The sequence below is a fragment of the Geodermatophilus maliterrae genome (assembly GCF_041018925.1).
In the GTDB taxonomy this organism is placed as follows: domain Bacteria; phylum Actinomycetota; class Actinomycetes; order Mycobacteriales; family Geodermatophilaceae; genus Geodermatophilus; species Geodermatophilus maliterrae.
Map to the genome: position 1 here is coordinate 1 of NZ_JBFNXQ010000110.1, position 16,447 is coordinate 16,447.

Below are 16,447 nucleotides of genomic sequence, written 5' to 3' on the forward strand. Positions count from 1 at the left end.
GCCGGGGCCGGCTCGACGTACGGCGCGGCCGGGCCGGTGAGCTCGGTGATCTGCTCGGCGCCCGGTCGCACCGCCGTCACGACCGGGGAGATGCCGGCCTGGCGGGTCAGCGTGCGCACCTCGCCGTTCTGGTCCGGCGTGGAGACGGTCACCACGGTGCCGCCGGCGCCGGCGCGGGCGGTGCGGCCCGAGCGGTGCAGGTAGGCCTTGTGCTCGGTCGGCGGGTCGACGTGCACGACCAGCGCCACGTCGTCGACGTGGATGCCGCGCGCGGCGATGTCGGTCGCGCACAGCACCCGGGTCTCACCGGAGCTGAACGCCTCGAGGTTGCGCTCGCGGGCGTTCTGGCTGAGGTTGCCGTGCAGGTCGACGGCGGGGATGCCGGCGGCGGTGAGCTGCTTGGCCAGCTTCTTGGCCTGGTGCTTGGTGCGGGTGAACAGCACGCTGCGGCCCAGGCCCGAGGCCAGCTGGCGGACCACGTCGGCCTTGTCGGCCGCGGCCACGTGCAGGACGTGGTGGATCATGGTCGCCACCGGGGCGACGGCCGGGTCCACGGAGTGGGTGGTCGGCTCCGACAGGTAGCGCTTCACCAGGACGTCGACGCCGTTGTCCAGCGTGGCCGAGAACAGCATGCGCTGACCGACCTTCGGCGTCCGGTCCATGATCCGCTTCACGCCGGGCAGGAAGCCCAGGTCGGCCATGTGGTCGGCCTCGTCGAGGATGGTGATCTCGACGGCGCCGAGGTCGCAGTGCCCCTGGCCGATGAGGTCCTCGAGCCGCCCGGGGCAGGCGATGACGACGTCGACCCCGCGGGCCAGCGCCTGCACCTGCGGGTTCTGGCCGACGCCGCCGAAGATCGTCGTCGCGCTCATGCCGAGGGCCCGCGCCAGCGGCTCGACGACGGCCAGCACCTGGTTGGCCAGCTCACGGGTCGGCACCAGGACGAGGGCGCGCGGCCGCTTCGGCTGGCGGCGGCTGTCGGACGCGGCGAGCCGGGCGACCAGCGGCAGGCCGAAGGCCAGCGTCTTGCCCGAGCCGGTGCGGCCGCGGCCGAGCACGTCACGGCCGGACAGCGAGTCGGGCAGCGTCGCGACCTGGATGGGGAACGGCGCGGTGATGCCGCTGGCGGTGAGCACCTCGACCAGCGGGGCGGGCACGCCGAGCGCCTCGAACGTGGTGTCGGTGGGCAGCACGGTGGCGACGTCGCCGGCGGGGAGGACGGCGGGGGCCGGCGCCTCCGTGCTCGGGGTGGGGCGCTGCTCGGGGGCGTGGGCGGTGGTGGCGGTACCGGCGCCGCGGCCGCGGCCGCCGCGACGGCGGCGCGGCCGGGAGCCGGCGGGGGAGGGGGACTGCGGGGAGGTCATGGGGTCCTCGGGCGTTCTCGGGTCGCCGTCCTCGGTCACCGCACGCGGGCGCACGCCGGCCCCGGGGAGGGGCGGGTCGCGCCGTCGGCGACGTCGGACAGCCGGGCGCGCCTCGGTGGCGCTGCTCCAGCCCGACGTCGAGTCCTGCCGCTCCGGATGAGCGAGGGCAACGCCGGTACGTCCCACTCAACCAGACGCGGGCGCACTTCCTGCCGTGGACGCGGGGAGTCGCCCGTCACACCTCACCCGTCCGGGGGTGTCTCAGGGGTGCTGTCGGCACCTCAGGCGGTGCGGCCGGCTCCGCGGTAGGTGCGGCGGTAGGCGCCCGGCGCGACACCCAGCGCGGCCCGGAGGTGGGCGCGCAGCGACGCCGTCGTCCCGAACCCGGCCTCCTCGGCGACCCGGTCGACCGAGGCGTCGGTGGACTCCAGCAGCCGGCGGGCCAGGGCGATGCGCTGCGCGGCCAGCCAGCGCAGCGGCGACAGGCCCGTCTCCTCGCGGAAGCGCCGGGTGAAGGTGCGCACGCTCATCCGCGCGTGCGCGGCGAGGTCGGCCAGCGTCAGCGACCGGGCCAGGTGCTCGACCGCCCACGCCCGGGTCGCCGCCGTCCCCGCCTCGCCGGCGTCGGGCAGCGGCCGCTCGACGAACTGCGCCTGGCCGCCCTCGCGCCACGGTGCGACGACGTTGCGCCGCGCCACCCGGTTGGCCACCTCGCTGCCGTGGTCGCGGCGCACCAGGTGCAGCAGGAGGTCGATCCCCGCCGCGTTGCCCGCGCTCGTGAGGACGTCGCCGTCGTCGACGAAGAGGACGTCGGCGTCGAGCCGGACCTGAGGGAAGAGCCGGGTGAAGGCCTGCGTGTGCATCCAGTGCGTCGTCGCCGGCCGGCCGTCGAGGAGCCCGGCGGCGGCCAGGACGAACGCGCCCGTGCAGATGGACAGCATCCGGGCGTGACCGGCGGCCCCGCGCAGCAGCCCGGCGAGGCCGTCCGGCAGCCGGCCCTCGGTCATGGCCGGACCCCCCTGGACGCCGGGGACGACGACGGTGCGCGCCGTCTCCAGCAGGGTCGCGTCGTGCTCCGGTTGGACGCTGAACCCCGCCGAGGTGCGCACCGGGCCGCCGTCGAGGGTGGCGACGCGGACCCGGTAGAGCGGGCGCTCGTCGGCGTCGACGGCACCGCCGAGCAGCCGGTGCGGCAGGCCGAGCTCGAAGGCGATGACGTCCGGCAGCGCGAGGACGGCGACCTCGTGGCGGCGCGGGCCGGTGTCGGGACTCATGGCCGGATCCTCGCATGTGTTGGCCGTCGGGCCACTGTCGCCGGGTGCCGGGGGTCGGTCATGCTCTCCGGTCGTGACGACCAGCGCGCCCGCCCGGACCCGCCGCGTGCACCCCGCGTGGTGGGTGGCCGCGGTGACCTTCCTGGCCCTCGTCGGCGCCGCGGCGTTCCGCGCGGTGCCCGGCGTGCTCATCGACCCGCTGCGCGCGGAGTTCGGCTGGTCGGTGTCGACCATCTCGGCCGCCGTCGCGGTGAACATGGCGCTCTACGGGCTGACCGCGCCGTTCGCCGCGGCGCTGATGGAGCGCTTCGGCATCCGGCGGGTGGTCGTCTGCGCGCTGCTGCTGACCGCGCTCGGCAGCGGCCTGACCGTCTTCATGACGGCGAGCTGGCAGCTGGTGCTGCTCTGGGGGTTCGCGGTCGGGCTGGGCACCGGGTCGATGGCGCTGTCGCTGGTGGCCACGGTGACCGGCCGCTGGTTCGTCGCCCGGCGCGGCCTGGTCTCCGGCATCCTCACCGCCGGCGGCGCGACCGGGCAGCTGGTGTTCCTGCCGGTGGTGGCCGCGGTCGCGGAGACCAGCGGGGGCTGGCGGGCGGCGTCGCTGGGCACCACGGCCGCCGCGCTCGCCGTCGTCCCGCTGGTGGCCTGGCTGCTCCGCGACCGGCCGCGCGACCTCGGCGTCGTCCCCTACGGCGGGACGGCGGCCGACGACGCCGAGCCGGTGCGCTCGGGCGCGGCACGCACCGCCGTCCGCGGGCTGCTCGACGCCGCCCGCTCCCGCCCGTTCTGGCTGCTCGCGGCCGGGTTCTTCATCTGCGGCGCGTCGACCAACGGCCTGGTCCAGCCGCACTTCATCCCGGCCGCGCACGACCACGGCATGCCGGTGACCACGGCGGCGACGCTGCTCGCGGTGGTCGGCGTCTTCGACATCGCCGGCACCGTGCTGTCGGGCTGGCTCACCGACCGCACCGACCCGCGGGTGCTGCTGCTGGCCTACTACGCGCTGCGCGGCCTGTCGCTGTTCCTGCTGCCGCCCCTCTTCGGGCCGGACCTGCACGTCAGCATGATCGCGTTCATCGTCTTCTACGGCCTGGACTGGGTGGCCACCGTGCCGCCGACCCTGGCGCTGTGCCGGGAGCACTTCGGCGCGCGGGCGCCCGTCGTCTTCGGCTGGGTGTTCGCCTCCCACCAGGTGGGGTCGGCGGTGGCCGCGTTCGGCGGCGGCGTCGTCCGCGACGTCACCGGCTCCTACGACCTGGCCTGGTTCGGCGCCGGCGCGCTGTGCCTGCTCGCCGCGGCGCTGTCGATCTCGATCCGCCGCCGCCCGGCCCCGGCCGCGCCGCCCGCCGTCCCCACCGAGCCGACGACCGCCTCCGCCGCCACCACCCACGGCTGACCCTCCTGGGGTGCCTTTGTAGCGCTATCGGCACTCGGCGCCGCCCACGGAGGTGCCTTTGTAGCGCCATTGGCACCTGGCCTGTGGACGACGCCGGTCGGGAGCGTCCTCGTGGGACAGGCTGCCGCGGTGACCGCTGTACGTCGTCTCATGCCGGGCGTCTTCGTCGGCAGTGCCGCTGTCGCGGAGGGCTTCCTCACTCGAGGGCAGTTGCGCAAGCGGAGCTACCGGCGGCTGACGCAGGGGGTCTACGCCGACCCGGGTCTCCCCTTCGACCATCGGTTGCGCTGCCGTGGTGTCGCGCTGCTCCTCCCGGCCGGCGCCGCCATCGGGGGCCAGTCCGCGGCCGCCTGGTACGGAGCCCCGTTCGCCGGTCCCACGGACGCCGTGACGGTGGTCTGTCCGGAGGAGGTCCGCTGGCGGGGACCGCGGGAGGTCAGAGTCCACCACACGGTCCTACAGCCGGGGGACGTCATCCCGGTCGACGACCTCCCGATCACCACACCGCTCCGGACGGCGTGGGACGTCATGGCGCTCGAACCGCTGACGACGGCGGTGGCAGCGCTCGACGCGATGGTGCGGGCGGAGGAGGTCTCGGTGGCCGACCTCGTCGCGATGGCCGACCACGGTGCCGGCCGGTGGGGCGTCAGCCGGGTCCGGCGAGCTGTGCCGCTGGTGGAGCCGCGCGCGGAGTCGGCTCCTGAGTCCCGGTTGAGGGTCGTCCTCGTCCTCGCAGGCCTCCAGCCGGTGCCGCAGTTCGAGGTCCTCGAACGCGGTCGGTTCGTCGCCCGCGTCGACCTGGCCTTCCCGGACGTGCGCCTGGCGATCGAGTACGAGGGGGCGCACCACTTCGTCGGCGACCAGATCGCCCAGGACGACGAGCGCCTCGAGCGGCTCCGGATGGCCGGCTGGCGGGTGATCCGGGTGAGCGCCGCCGACATGCGCGATCTCGAGGCGCTCCTCGCGCGCATCCGCTCCGCACTCGCCAAGGCTTGAGGTGCCAATAGCGCTACAAAGGCACCTCTGGGACGGGCGAGCCCGCCCCGACGACGTCGTCGTACTCCGCAGCGGTCACCGGTGCCGCCCGTGCACCACGCCCACGACCCGCGCCAGCGCGTCGACGGCCGCCGGTGGCCGGCTGAAGCTCGTCAGGTCCACCGGCAGCCGGAAACGCCGGCGGGTGATCGCCTTGGCGCGGGTGAACTCCTTGAGCCCGTCCTCGCCGTGGATCCGGCCGAAGCCGCTCTCGCCCACCCCGCCGAAGGGCAGCGCCGGCACCGAGGCGAAGGTCAGCACCGAGTTCACCGACGTCATGCCGCTGCGCATGCGGCGGGCGAGGTCCATGGCCTTCACCCGGGACCGGGAGAACACCGCCCCGGCCAGCCCGTAGGACGTCGCGTTGGTCCGCTCCAGTGCCTCCTCGGCGTCGCGGACCCGCGTGATGGTCAGCGTCGGGCCGAAGGTCTCCTCCTGCACCGCGGCCGACTCCTCGGGCACGTCGAGCAGCACGGTCGGGGCGACCAGGACGCCGTCCACGGTGCCCCCGGTCGCCGCCCGCCCGCCGGAGGCGGTCGCATCGTCGACGTGCCGGCGGACGACGTCGGCCTGCGCGGCCATCGTCATCGGGCCGTAGGCGGCCTCGTCGTCCGAGCTGGGGCGCAGACCGCGCACCCGCTCGGTCACCTCGGCGACGAACCGGTCGTAGACGGGGGCGGTCGCGTAGACCCGCTCGATGCCGATGCAGGTCTGCCCGGCATTGCTCATCGCGCCCCAGACGGCGGCGTCGGCCGCGGCGGCCACGTCGGCGTCGTCGTCGACGATCATCGCGTCCTTGCCGCCGAGCTCCATGAGCACCGGCGTGAGGGTCTCCGCGCAGGCGGCCATGACCCGGCGGCCGGTCGGCGCCGACCCGGTGAAGGCGAGCTTGCCGACGCCGGCCCGGCACAGCGCCGCGCCGGTCGAGCCGTTGCCGGTGACCACCTGGAAGGCGTCGGCGACGTCGGGGACGGCGGCCCGCCAGGCGGCGGCGAGCCAGGCGCCGACGGCGGGCGTGTGCTCCGAGGGCTTGAAGACGACGGCGTTGCCGGCGGCCAGCGCGTAGGCGATCGAGCCCATCGGCGTGAACACCGGGTAGTTCCACGGGCCGATGACGCCGACGACGCCGAGCGGCTGGTACTCCAGGTACGCGGCGTGGTCGGCCGCCAGCATCCCGGCGCGCACCCGTCGCCGGCCCAGCGTCCGGCGGGCGTGCGCGCCGGCCCAGGTGAGGTGGTCGATGGTCAGGGTGATCTCGAGGATCGCGTCGGCGCGCGGCTTGCCGTTCTCGCGGTGCACCAGGTCGGCCAGCTCGTGCATCCGCCGGGCCAGGTGGCCGCGGTAGGCGGCCAGTCGCTGCCGGCGGCCGTCGAAGCCGAGGTCGGCCCACAGCCGCGCGGCCGGCCGGGCCCGCTCGACGGTCTCCTGCACGGCCTGCGCGTCGTGCACCGGGAAGACGCCGACGACGGCGCCGGTGGCCGGGTCCGTCGACTCGAAGGTCCCGGTGGTGGCGTGCCGCTCCACCGTGCCGGCGGTGGTGTCGGTGACCGTGTCCAGCTGCTCCGCGCGCGACATGTGGCGCAGGTTACCGGCGCGTAGCTCCGGTCCTGGACCCGTTCGGGGGAGCCGCGCGCTGCCATGCTGACCTCGTGGTGGACCCCTTCGACACCGCGGGCCTGCGCCGGCGGGTGCTCGCGGCCTGGAGCGACTCCCCGGCACGGTTCCGCGAGGACGCCAACGCCGAGGAGGACCTGGTCCGCGGCGGCTACCGCGACCGGCTGCTGGTCGAGCTCGCCCAGAACGCCGCCGACGCCGCGGTCCGCGCCGGCGTGCCGGGCCGGCTGCGGCTGGAGCTGGCCGACGTCGGGGGCGGGGGAGAGGTGCTGCACGCGGCCAACACCGGGGCACCACTGGACGCCGACGGGGTGAGCGGCCTGGCCAGCCTGCGGGCCTCGGCCAAGCGCGACGAGCCCGCCACCGCCGGCCGGGCCGCGGGTCCGGGCGGGTCACCGGTGCAGACGGTCGGCCGCTCCGCGGTCTCCGGTGGTCCGCGGCTCGAGACGGTCGGCCGCTTCGGGGTGGGCTTCGCCGCGGTGCTCGCCGTCAGCGACGAGCCGGCCGTGCACTCGACGGGCGGCGGCGTGCGCTTCAGCGCCGCGCGCACCCGTGCCGAGATCGCCGACGTGCCCGCGCTCGCCGACGAGCTGACCCGCCGCGAGGGCGTCGTCCCGGTGCTGCGGCTGCCGTGGCCGGCCGAGGGGGCGCCGCCCGAGGGCTTCGCCACCGAGGTCGTCCTGCCCCTGCGCCCCGGCTCGCGGTCCGCCGTCCGCGCGGCGCTGGAGGAGCTCGAGGCCGAGCTGCTGCTCGCGCTGCCGGGTCTCGCGGAGGTCGAGGTCGTGGTCGACGGCGCGGTGCGGAGCCTGTCCTGCACGCGCACCCGCCCGCTGGCCCGGCTCCGCGACGGCGACCGGACGACGACCTGGCGGGTGGAGGAGCGCGCCGGCGAGCTGCCCGAGGAGCTGCTCGCCGACCGCCCGGTCGAGGAGCGCGCCCGTCGCGGGTACGCCGTCACCTGGGCGGTGCCGCTCGACGACGACGGCCGGCCGCTGCCCCTGCCGGTGGGCCAGGTGGTGCACGCGCCGACGCCGAGCGACGAGCCGCTGTCGCTGCCGGTGCGTCTGATCGCACCCTTCCCGCTCGGCCCCGACCGCCGGCACGTGGCGCCGGGACCGGTCACCGACGCGCTGGTCGCCGTCGCGGCGGAGGCCTACGCCGACCTGCTCGCCGCGCTGCCGCCCGACCCCGCGGTGCTCGGCCTCGTGCCGCGGATCGGCCTGGCCGCCGCCGAGCTCGACGCCGCCCTCGGCAGCGCCGCGCTCGACCGGCTGCGGACGATGCCCTGGCTGCCGGCGGCCGATCCCGAGGCCGGGGGGACCCGGCTGACCCCCGACCGCGCCGCCGTCCTCGACGACGCACCCGACGAGCGGGTCGCCGTCCTGGCCGGTGCGGTGCCGGGGTTGCTGCCGGCCGGCTGGTCCCGGCGGGACGGTGCGCCCGCCCTGGCCGCCCTCGGTGTGCGGCGGGTCGGACTCGCCGAGGTCGTGGAGGCCGTCGGCGGGGTGGCCCGGCCACCGGCGTGGTGGGCCCGGCTCTACGCCGCCCTCGACGGCGCCGACCGCGGGGAGCTCGGCGCCCTGCCCGTGCCGCTGGCCGACGGCCGCACGGCGCCCGGCCCGGCCGGGGTGCTGCTCCCGGCCGACGACCTGCCGGTGGAGCGGCTCGGGCCGCTGTCCCTGCGGGTCGCCCACCCGGAGGCGGTCGCGCCGCCCGGGGCCCGGCGGCTGCTCGAGCGCCTCGGCGCCCGCCCGGCCACCGCGGCCGCGGTGCTCGCCGACCCCGCGGTGCGGGCGGCGGTGGAGGAGTCGGTGGACGCCGTCGAGGAGGGCTGGGCCGACGGCGACCCGGCCGACCTGGCCGCCGCGGTGCTCGCCCTGGTGACCGCGGCGGGGACCGCACCCGGTGAGCTGCCGTGGCTGGCCGAGCTCGCGCTGCCCGACGGCGGGGGCGCGTGGGCGCCGGCGGGGGAGCTGCTCCTGCCGGGCACGCCGCTGGCCGCGGTGCTCGGCGACGGCGCGCTCGGCACGCTGGACGCGGACTTCGCCGCCACGGCCGACCCCGCGGCACTGCAGGCGGCCGGCGTCCTGGCCACGTTCGCCCTGGTCCGGGCGGAGGACCCCGACGACCTGGACGTCGACGCCGCGGACGAGTGGGCCGACGCCGTCCTCGACCGGCTGCCGGCCGGGACGCCGCCGCCCCCGTGGCCGCCGCTGACCGCCGTCCGGGACCTCGAGCTGGTCGCCGACTGGGCCGGCGCGCTGCCCCTGCTGGCCGCGGCCGGGGAGGAGGCGTGGGCCGACGTCGTCCTCGACGGCGTCGCGGTGCCCGGCTACCTGCGGTGGTGGCTGACCACGCACCCGGTCCTCGGCGGGCAGCGCCCCGACCGGCTGCGCGCCCCCGGCAGCCGGGAGCTGCAGGGACTCCACGACGAGGCGCAGGGGCCGCCGGAGGTGCTCGAGCGGCTGCGCGTCCCCGCCACGGTGGCCGACGTGCTGGCCGACGTCGACGGCGCGCTGGATCTGCTCGACCGGCTCGGCGACCCCGCCCGCACGGTGCCGCCGCCGGTGCTGCGCACCGTGTACGCCCGGCTGGCGGTCGCCCTCGACGACGTCGACGTCGAGCCGCCGGCGCGGGTCCGGGTGGCTCCCGACCGGGTGGCCGACCCGGGTCGCGAGCCGGTGCTGGTGCTCGACGCCCCGTGGCTGCAGCCGCTGGTCGACGCGCTCCTGGTGCCCGCGGGCGGCGCGCCCGGACCGGTCGCCGACCTGCTCGACCTGCCCCTGGCCAGCGAGCGCGTGCGGGGCACCGTGACCAGCACCCCGGCGCGGCGGCAGCCGTGGTCGGCCGTGCCCGGGGCCGGGCTGGCCGCCGCCCGGCTCGGGGTCGCGGAGCTGACCGGCGGGGTCGCCGTCCACGAGCCGCTGCTCGTCGACGGCCGGCCGGTTCCCTGGTGGCCGGACGTCGACGTCGACCACGTGGACGGCACCCCGGGCGCCCTCGGCCGGGCACTGGCCTGGCGGGCCGGGGCCTGGCCGCTGCGGCAGGCGCTGGCGGAGGCGTTCGCCGAGCCCGACCGGGCTGCCGACCTCGCCGCGGAGGACGCGGTCGGCTGAGGAAGGCCCCCGTCCTCCTACTGCCAGCGGGGGGCGGCCAGGGCACCGGGTGCGTGCCCGTGCGCCGAAGGCCGTCGGCCCCTCTGCAGGGTCCCGCCGCGGGCGTGCGAGCGGTGGGGGGCAGAGGGGTCCTTCTGCCAGCACCCGTACAGCGACAGCCAGTGCTCGGTGGTGAGGGCCGACGCCCGGGCGGTGGGCGGCAGGCCGGCGGTCCGCAACCAGCGGACGCCGGTGGGCCCGGGCAGCTGTGCCCGCAGCACCGCCCCGAGCGGGGCGCCCGGGGAGGCGAGGACGGCGGAGGCGAGCCGGTCGAAGGCGTCGGCCTCGGACGGGGGGAGCGCGGCGCGGGCGGCGGTCGCCGCGGCACCGAGGGGACGGACGGGACGTGACACGGGGGCCTCCTGGAGGGAGGTCGGACCGGCCGCGGGCGGCCGGCAGCCAGGGAGGGGCGCGCCCGGTGGACGGGGCGGAGGAGCGGGGAGCCGGGGCTCGACCCGCAGGCGTCCCGGCGGGGACGCAGGCGTCGTCGTGAGGGGCTCAGGAGCGCATGGGGGAACCGTAGGACGGCGGTCCCCGGCCGGTCGACCGCTTTTCCGGGTCAGCCCCGGCCGTCGTCCCCCGGCGTCCGGGTGCGGGCGGCCTTCTCCGCCTGCTTGGCCTGGTGGGCCTCCCAGCGCTCCCGGTCGCGGGCGCGGGCGCCGGCGGTGCGCTGGCGCTTGACCGCGCGCCGGCGGGCGCGGGCGAGCTCCCGCGCCTCGTAGTCGGGGTGCCTCTCCCAGTCGCCGGCCATGGCCAGGACGAGGAGCAGCACGAAGCCGAAGACGACCATGCCGCCGGCCACGATGACGTTGCCCACGGCGACGAACGCGAAGACGGAGACCGTCGCCCAGATCAGGACCGCCAGCACCAGCCGCCACTTGCTCACGCCGACCAGTATCCCCGGGCCTGCCACCGGCCGGTGGCAGGCCCGTCAGTGCTGCTGAGCGGCGGGTGTACCGAGGCTGGACACCAGATGTGAGACCGATCGGGACCCTTGCGCCCCCACGGCCCCGCGCCTACCGTCCGGTGTGCGGTTCAACCATCAGCCGTGCATGCCAGCGCCGGACTCCGCGCCGTGGTGCGGCTCCTCGCCGCCCTCTCCGTACGGGCCCGCTCTCCGCGAGGAGCGCACCGTGACCGCCATCTCCCCGAGCCCCACCGACGAACTGCTGACCGTCGACAGCACGAGCGTCGACGGCGTCGCACGCCTGGTCCTGGCCGGTGAGGTCGACTGCTCCACCGCCCCGCTGCTGCGCCGTGCCCTCGACGCGGCCTTCGCGGAGGAGCCGCGGGGGATCACGGTGGACCTCGAGGCGGTCACCTTCCTGGACTCGGCCGGCCTGTCGACCCTGGCCATCGCGCACCGGACCGCCGTGGGCCAGGGGACCCGGCTGCGGGTGCTGGTCGGGACCCGCGCCGTGGCCCGGGCACTGCAGGTCACCGGCCTGTGGGACCTCCTCGGCGTCGAGCAGGTCGAGCCCGGCGCCGGCGCCGCCTGAGGAAGGACCTCCCTCCCCGATCCGGCTGCGCGGACGCCGGTCGGGGGGAGCACACTCGGCGGCGCCGGAACGAGACGGTGCCGGCCGAGTCGAGGAGGAGGACGCCGTGCGTGACGCGGTCATCTGTGAGCCGCTGCGGACCCCGGTCGGGGGCTTCGGGGGCTCGTTGCGGGACGTGCCCGTGCAGGACCTGGCCAGCACCGTCGTCCGTGCGCTGATGGAGCGCACCGGCCTGCCGCCGGAGTCGGTCGACGACGTCGTCCTCGGCCACTGCTACCCCACGATGGAGGCACCGGCGATCGGCCGGGTCGCCGCCCTCGACGCCGGCCTGCCGGTCACCGCCTCGGGCATCCAGGTCGACCGCCGCTGCGGCTCGGGCCTGCAGGCCGTGCTCTACGCCGCGATGCAGGTGCAGACCGGCGCCGCCGAGGTGGTCCTCGCCGGTGGCGCGGAGTCCATGAGCAACGCGCCGTTCTACTCCCACGCCATGCGCTGGGGCGTCAAGGCCGGCCCCGGCGTCCTGCTGGCCGACGGCCTGGCCCGCGGCCGCGTCACCGCCGGCGGGCAGCACCACCCGGTGCCCGGCGGGATGCTCGAGACCGCCGAGAACCTCCGCCGCGAGTACTCGATCGGCCGCGAGGAGCAGGACGAGTACGCCGTCCGCAGCCACCAGCGCGCCGCCGCGGCCACCGCGGAGGGCCGCTTCGCCGACGAGATCGTCCCGGTGACGATCACGGGACGCAAGGGTGACACCGTCGTCGACCGCGACGAGCACATCCGCCCCGACTCCAGCGTCGAGACCCTCGCCAGGCTCCGCCCGATCATGGGCAGGGACGACCCCGAGGCCACCGTGACCGCCGGCAACGCCAGCGGCCAGAACGACGGCGCCGCGGTCTGCGTGGTCACCTCGCCGGAGAGGGCCGCCGAGCTCGGCCTGCGCCCGCTGGTGCGGCTGGTCTCCTGGGCCGTGGCCGGCGTGCCTCCGAAGACCATGGGCATCGGGCCGGTGCCGGCCACCGCCAAGGCGCTGCAGCTGGCCGACGTCAAGCTCGCCGACGTCGACCTGATCGAGCTCAACGAGGCCTTCGCCAGCCAGGTGCTGGCGGTGACCCGCGAGTGGGGCTTCGGGTCCACCGACTTCGACCGGGTGAACGTCAACGGCTCGGGCATCTCCCTCGGCCACCCGGTCGGTGCCACCGGCGGGCGCATCCTCGCCACGCTCACCCGGGAGATGGCCCGCCGCGAGGCCCGCTACGGCCTGGAGACCATGTGCATCGGCGGCGGGCAGGGCCTGGCCGCGCTGTTCGAGCGGGTCTGAACGAGGGTCACCCTTCCCCTCGCACCTCGCACGCCCGGCGGGGACGGGGGCTGCCCGGCATGATCGGCCGGCAGCCCCCGAGCCCGAGGAGTACGCCCATGAGCGAGACCCCCGCCCGCGTCGCGATCGTCACCGGCGCCGCCCGCGGCATCGGCGCGGCCACCGCGCTGCGCCTGGCCGCCGACGGTCTCGCCGTCGCGGTGATCGACCTCGACGAGTCCTCCACCGCCGGCACGGTGCAGGCCATCCAGGCCGCCGGAGGGCGTGCGCTGGGCGTGGGGGCCGACGTCGGCGACGCCGAGCAGGTGCAGGCCGCCGTCGACCGGGTCGCCGCCGAGCTCGGCCCACCGGTCGTGCTGGTGAACAACGCGGGCGTCACCCGCGACAACATGCTGTTCAAGATGACCGACGCCGACTGGGACCTGGTCATGCACGTCCACCTGCGCGGCTCGTTCCTCATGACCCGCGCCTGCCAGAAGTACATGGTCGACGCCACGTGGGGCCGCGTGGTCAACCTGTCGAGCACCTCGGCGCTGGGCAACCGCGGCCAGGCCAACTACGCCACCGCCAAGGCCGGTCTGCAGGGCTTCACCAAGACCCTGGCCGTCGAGCTGGGCAAGTTCGGCGTCACCGCCAACGCCGTCGCCCCCGGCTTCATCCAGACGGAGATGACCAAGGCGACCGCCGAGCGGATCGGTCGCGACTGGCAGGAGTACGTGGCCGAGCGCGCCGCGGCCATCCCGGTGGCCCGGGCCGGGGTGCCCGAGGACATCGCGCACACGGTGTCCTTCTTCGTCAGCGAGGGCGCCGGCTTCGTCTCCGGCCAGGTCGTCTACGTGGCCGGCGGCCCCCGCACCTGACGGACCCTCCTGCCCCCAGCGCTCGCACGCTCGCGGCGGGACCCTGCAGGGGCCGCTCAGGACGACGGGTCGCGGTCGGGGTAGCGGGCGCGGGCCAGCGCGTAGACGCCGAACGCGGCGAACCCCGCCGCGACGACGGTGAGCAGGACCGGGCCGGCGCCGGTGCGCCCGATGGCGGTCATCGCGCCGTCCAGGCCCGTGGCGGTGCTGACGTCGGCCGTCGTCGCCGCGCGGAACAGCAGGACGCCGACGACGCCGAACGCCACGCCCTTGGCCGCGTAGCCGACCCGCCCGATCACCTCGATGACCGGCTCCCAGCGGTCGGGCGCGGCGGGCAGGTCGATGTCGCGCATGAAGCCGCCGGTGACCCCACGCAGCAGCGAGTAGGCACCGAGCGCGACGACGCCGACCGCGCCGGCCGCCACCGCGACCGCGCCACCCGGCACCTCGAGGGTCTCGCCGGTCAGCTCGCGCAGCCGCTCGTCGGCCTCGTACTCGGCGCCCACGGCGAACAGCAGCGCGGTGACCGCGAGGACGGCGTAGACGGCCGCCTTGGCCAGGCACTTGGCGCAGACGACCGCCGTCCGGGTCCGGTGTTCGCGGTCGAGCAGCCCGAGCCACCACAGCAGCACCTCGCCCCCCTGCCACATCGCCAGCGCCAGCAGGCCCAGGCCGATGGCCCACAGCAGCACCGACCCGCCGGGGGTGGCGGCCACCGTCTGCAGCGCGCCGGTCTGGTCGGCGTCGGTGCTCCCCGCGCCGCGGGCCACCTGCCAGGTCAGCCAGCCGATGAGCAGGTGGACGACGCCGTAGGCCACCAGCCCGACGCGCGCCGCGGCGGCCAGCACCGGGTGGTCGGTGACCTCCCGGGCGGCTTCCACCGCCCGGTGCACCCGGTCCAGCACGGCCCGTGGCCCCCTCCCGGGGCCCGCCCCGAGCGTGCGAGGGGTGGGGAGGAGGGGGTCCTCCATCAGGTGCGCTCGGGGTAGCGCGCCCGGACGAAGCAGAACGCGCCGAAGGCGGCGATGCCCAGCGCGACGAGCGTGAGCAGGACACGGCCGAACGGTGCGTCGAGGATGGTCCGCAGCGCCCCGTCGAGTCCCGAGGACTGCGCGGGGTCGAAGGTCACCGCCGCGTACACGAGCAGCGCCCCGACGACGCCGAGCGAGATGCCCTTGGCCGGGTAGCCGACCTGGCCGAGCCGGGTGACCACGCGCTCGGCGCCCGGGGGAGCCGCGGCCAGGTCGATCTCCTCGAGGAAGCTCTTCTTCACGCCCTTGGCGACGTGGTGGACGCAGATCCCGATGACGACGAGGCCCGCCAGTCCGATGAGCCAGCGCCCGCCGGGCCAGCCGAAGACACCGGCCGTGGCCTGCTGCTGCTGACCGGAACTGGACTGCCCGCCGCCGGCGGCGAAGCGGAACGCCAGGACCGCCAGCGCCGCGTAGACGACGGTCTTGGCCACCGCCTTCACCGTCTTGGTGACGGCCCGCTTCCGGACGTCGCCGGACGCCGACCAGCCCGACCGCCAGCGCAGCACCTCGGCGGCCTGCCAGAGCGCCAGCGCGACGAGGCCGATGGCCAGGACCCACAGCAGCGGCTTGCCCACCGGTGAGGCGGCCAGCGTGGCCAGCGCGCCCGACTGGTCGGCCGACTGCCCGCCGCCGCTCCAGGCGAGCTGCAGCGCCAGCCAGGCCACGAGCACGTGCACCATGCCGTAGGCGATCAGCCCCACCCGCGCCAGGTGCTCCAGGGCGTCGCTGTTCCCCGCCCGGCCGGCGGCACCCGTCGTCGTGTGCTGCCCGCCCATGGTCGGTCTCCTCTCGGCGTTCCCGTGTGACGGATCAGCGTGGCACAACCGGCTCCTGTCCGCCGGGTCGTGCGGCGCGGTCAGCCGACGGGGTGCCGCGCCCGTGCCAGCAGGTACACCGAGAAGGTGGCCGCCGAGCAGCCGACCACGCTCCCCACGAGCACCGGCGCCACGCCCTTGAGGACGAAACCGGCATGCCCGAGCCGCGCGGTGACCGTGCGCAGCGCCGGGGACACCGAGGACAGGTCGATCTCGCCGAGGGAGTCCGACCGCCAGCCCTTGCGCACGTGGTGGGCGCCGATCCCCACCACGACCAGGGCGACGGCGACCACGAGCAGCTGCCCGCCGGGCCAGGACAGGACGCCGCGCACGGTCTCCCGCTCCTCCTCGCGCCCGGCCCGGAGGCCCAGCGCCGCCCGGGCCGCGCAGACGGCGAGGAAGCCGTGGACGACCGCGGTGCCCACGGTCTTGACCACCTGCACCAGCGCCTGGCGCCGTTCGGGGCCGGGACCGGGGACCCGGCGGTGGTGGCGCAGCACCTCGACCGCCTGCCAGGCGCACAGGCCGGCCAGCGCCGCGGCGAGGACCCACAGCAGGCCGTCACCGAACGGGGACCCGGCCAGCACGTCCAGCGCCCCGGCGGGGTCGGCGGAGCGACCCGCGGTGCGCGCGCGGCCCGGTCCCCACGCCAGCTGCAGCGCCACCCAGGCGACCAGCAGGTGGATGAGCGCGTAGCCGAGCAGGCCGGCCCGGGCCGTGTGCCGCAGTACCGGGCTGCGGGCGGCCCGCTGGGTCACCGGTGTCCCGTCGTCCCCACGCCGTCCCGCTCCCCCCGTGCGCCGCACGGCGCGGAACGGGAGCGTCGCACGCGCACGGCCGCCCCGCCGGGTGCGGCGCGGGGCGGGTGGCGGGCGTGCGGGACACTGGGCACGTGGTGGACGGGACGACGGCACGAACGGCACGACGGACGACGGCCGGCTCGCGCAGCGCGCAGGAGACGGCGCGGCGGGCGTGGCCGGTCCGGGCGCTGCTCGGCGTCCTGCTCGTCGTCCTCGCGGTGGTCGCCGTCGTGACCGGTGACCTCGGCGCCCGGCTGCTGCTCGGTGCCCTCGGCCTGCTCGC

The 16,447-nt window shown here is 76.8% G+C and carries 15 protein-coding genes; 7 read left to right on the forward strand and 8 right to left on the reverse strand.

Annotated features, from left to right (window positions below; genetic code table 11):
- Positions 1 to 1,364: DEAD/DEAH box helicase (locus ABQ292_RS22690; RefSeq protein WP_369209980.1), on the reverse strand; the 1,364-nt coding region annotated here is incomplete at its 3' end.
- Between the two features lie 281 nt (positions 1,365 to 1,645).
- A complete protein-coding gene (locus tag ABQ292_RS22695; protein ID WP_369209981.1) occupies positions 1,646 to 2,638 on the reverse strand; it encodes a GlxA family transcriptional regulator in 993 nt (330 codons plus the stop codon).
- Positions 2,639 to 2,711: 73 nt separating this feature from the next.
- Here ABQ292_RS22695 and ABQ292_RS22700 point away from each other — a divergent pair, with 73 nt between their 5' ends.
- Both ABQ292_RS22700 and ABQ292_RS22705 read left to right on the forward strand, forming a co-directional pair.
- Positions 2,712 to 4,034, forward strand: coding sequence for an MFS transporter (locus ABQ292_RS22700; protein ID WP_369209982.1), 1,323 nt, complete (start codon positions 2,712 to 2,714; stop codon positions 4,032 to 4,034).
- 111 nt (positions 4,035 to 4,145) lie between these two features.
- Positions 4,146 to 5,030, forward strand: coding sequence for a hypothetical protein (locus tag ABQ292_RS22705; RefSeq protein ID WP_369209983.1), 885 nt, complete (start codon positions 4,146 to 4,148; stop codon positions 5,028 to 5,030).
- A 75-nt stretch (positions 5,031 to 5,105) separates the two neighbouring features.
- Here the strand turns inward: ABQ292_RS22705 and ABQ292_RS22710 are convergent, their stop codons facing one another.
- Positions 5,106 to 6,644 carry an aldehyde dehydrogenase family protein gene (locus ABQ292_RS22710; protein WP_369209984.1) on the reverse strand — a complete coding sequence of 513 codons (1,539 nt, stop codon included), beginning with the start codon at positions 6,642 to 6,644 and terminating at the stop codon, positions 5,106 to 5,108.
- Positions 6,645 to 6,718: 74 nt separating this feature from the next.
- Between ABQ292_RS22710 and ABQ292_RS22715 the strand changes: the two genes are divergently transcribed.
- Entirely contained in the window at positions 6,719 to 9,799 is a 3,081-nt protein-coding gene (locus ABQ292_RS22715; RefSeq protein ID WP_369209985.1) for a thioesterase domain-containing protein, read from the forward strand.
- 17 nt (positions 9,800 to 9,816) lie between these two features.
- On the opposite strand, the gene ABQ292_RS22720 is transcribed toward ABQ292_RS22715, so the two are convergent.
- Both ABQ292_RS22720 and ABQ292_RS22725 read right to left on the reverse strand, forming a co-directional pair.
- Entirely contained in the window at positions 9,817 to 10,191 is a 375-nt protein-coding gene (locus tag ABQ292_RS22720; RefSeq protein WP_369209986.1) for a hypothetical protein, read from the reverse strand.
- Positions 10,192 to 10,397: 206 nt separating this feature from the next.
- A complete protein-coding gene (locus tag ABQ292_RS22725) occupies positions 10,398 to 10,724 on the reverse strand; it encodes a hypothetical protein (protein ID WP_369209987.1) in 327 nt (108 codons plus the stop codon).
- Between the two features lie 247 nt (positions 10,725 to 10,971).
- Here ABQ292_RS22725 and ABQ292_RS22730 point away from each other — a divergent pair, with 247 nt between their 5' ends.
- The 3 genes from ABQ292_RS22730 (at position 10,972) to ABQ292_RS22740 (ending at position 13,515) form a co-directional block, all read left to right on the forward strand.
- On the forward strand, positions 10,972 to 11,337 hold the full coding sequence (locus ABQ292_RS22730; protein ID WP_369209988.1) for an STAS domain-containing protein: 366 nt from the start codon (positions 10,972 to 10,974) through the stop codon (positions 11,335 to 11,337).
- A gap of 106 nt (positions 11,338 to 11,443) precedes the next feature.
- Positions 11,444 to 12,655 (forward strand): acetyl-CoA C-acetyltransferase, encoded by a 1,212-nt coding sequence (locus tag ABQ292_RS22735; protein ID WP_369209989.1) that lies wholly within the window; start codon positions 11,444 to 11,446, stop codon positions 12,653 to 12,655.
- A 98-nt stretch (positions 12,656 to 12,753) separates the two neighbouring features.
- On the forward strand, positions 12,754 to 13,515 hold the full coding sequence (locus tag ABQ292_RS22740) for an SDR family oxidoreductase (protein WP_369209990.1): 762 nt from the start codon (positions 12,754 to 12,756) through the stop codon (positions 13,513 to 13,515).
- Between the two features lie 56 nt (positions 13,516 to 13,571).
- Here ABQ292_RS22740 and ABQ292_RS22745 read toward each other — a convergent pair whose 3' ends face one another.
- The 3 genes from ABQ292_RS22745 to ABQ292_RS22755 form a co-directional block, all read right to left on the reverse strand.
- Positions 13,572 to 14,420, reverse strand: coding sequence for a DUF1206 domain-containing protein (locus tag ABQ292_RS22745; RefSeq protein WP_369209991.1), 849 nt, complete (start codon positions 14,418 to 14,420; stop codon positions 13,572 to 13,574).
- A 65-nt stretch (positions 14,421 to 14,485) separates the two neighbouring features.
- A complete protein-coding gene (locus tag ABQ292_RS22750; RefSeq protein WP_369209992.1) occupies positions 14,486 to 15,325 on the reverse strand; it encodes a DUF1206 domain-containing protein in 840 nt (279 codons plus the stop codon).
- Positions 15,326 to 15,405: 80 nt separating this feature from the next.
- On the reverse strand, positions 15,406 to 16,122 hold the full coding sequence (locus ABQ292_RS22755; protein WP_369209993.1) for a DUF1206 domain-containing protein: 717 nt from the start codon (positions 16,120 to 16,122) through the stop codon (positions 15,406 to 15,408).
- 116 nt (positions 16,123 to 16,238) lie between these two features.
- Here ABQ292_RS22755 and ABQ292_RS22760 point away from each other — a divergent pair.
- The coding region (locus ABQ292_RS22760) for a hypothetical protein (RefSeq protein WP_369209994.1) at positions 16,239 to 16,447 on the forward strand (209 nt) is incomplete at its 3' end.

Coding starts and splice junctions, on each gene's coding strand:
- ABQ292_RS22740 (WP_369209990.1), top strand. CDS start 12,754: ATGAGCGAGACCCCCGCCCGCGTCGCGATCGTCACCGGCGCCGCCCGC.
- ABQ292_RS22750 (WP_369209992.1), bottom strand. CDS start 15,325: ATGGGCGGGCAGCACACGACGACGGGTGCCGCCGGCCGGGCGGGGAAC.
- ABQ292_RS22695 (WP_369209981.1), bottom strand. CDS start 2,638: ATGAGTCCCGACACCGGCCCGCGCCGCCACGAGGTCGCCGTCCTCGCG.
- ABQ292_RS22710 (WP_369209984.1), bottom strand. CDS start 6,644: ATGTCGCGCGCGGAGCAGCTGGACACGGTCACCGACACCACCGCCGGC.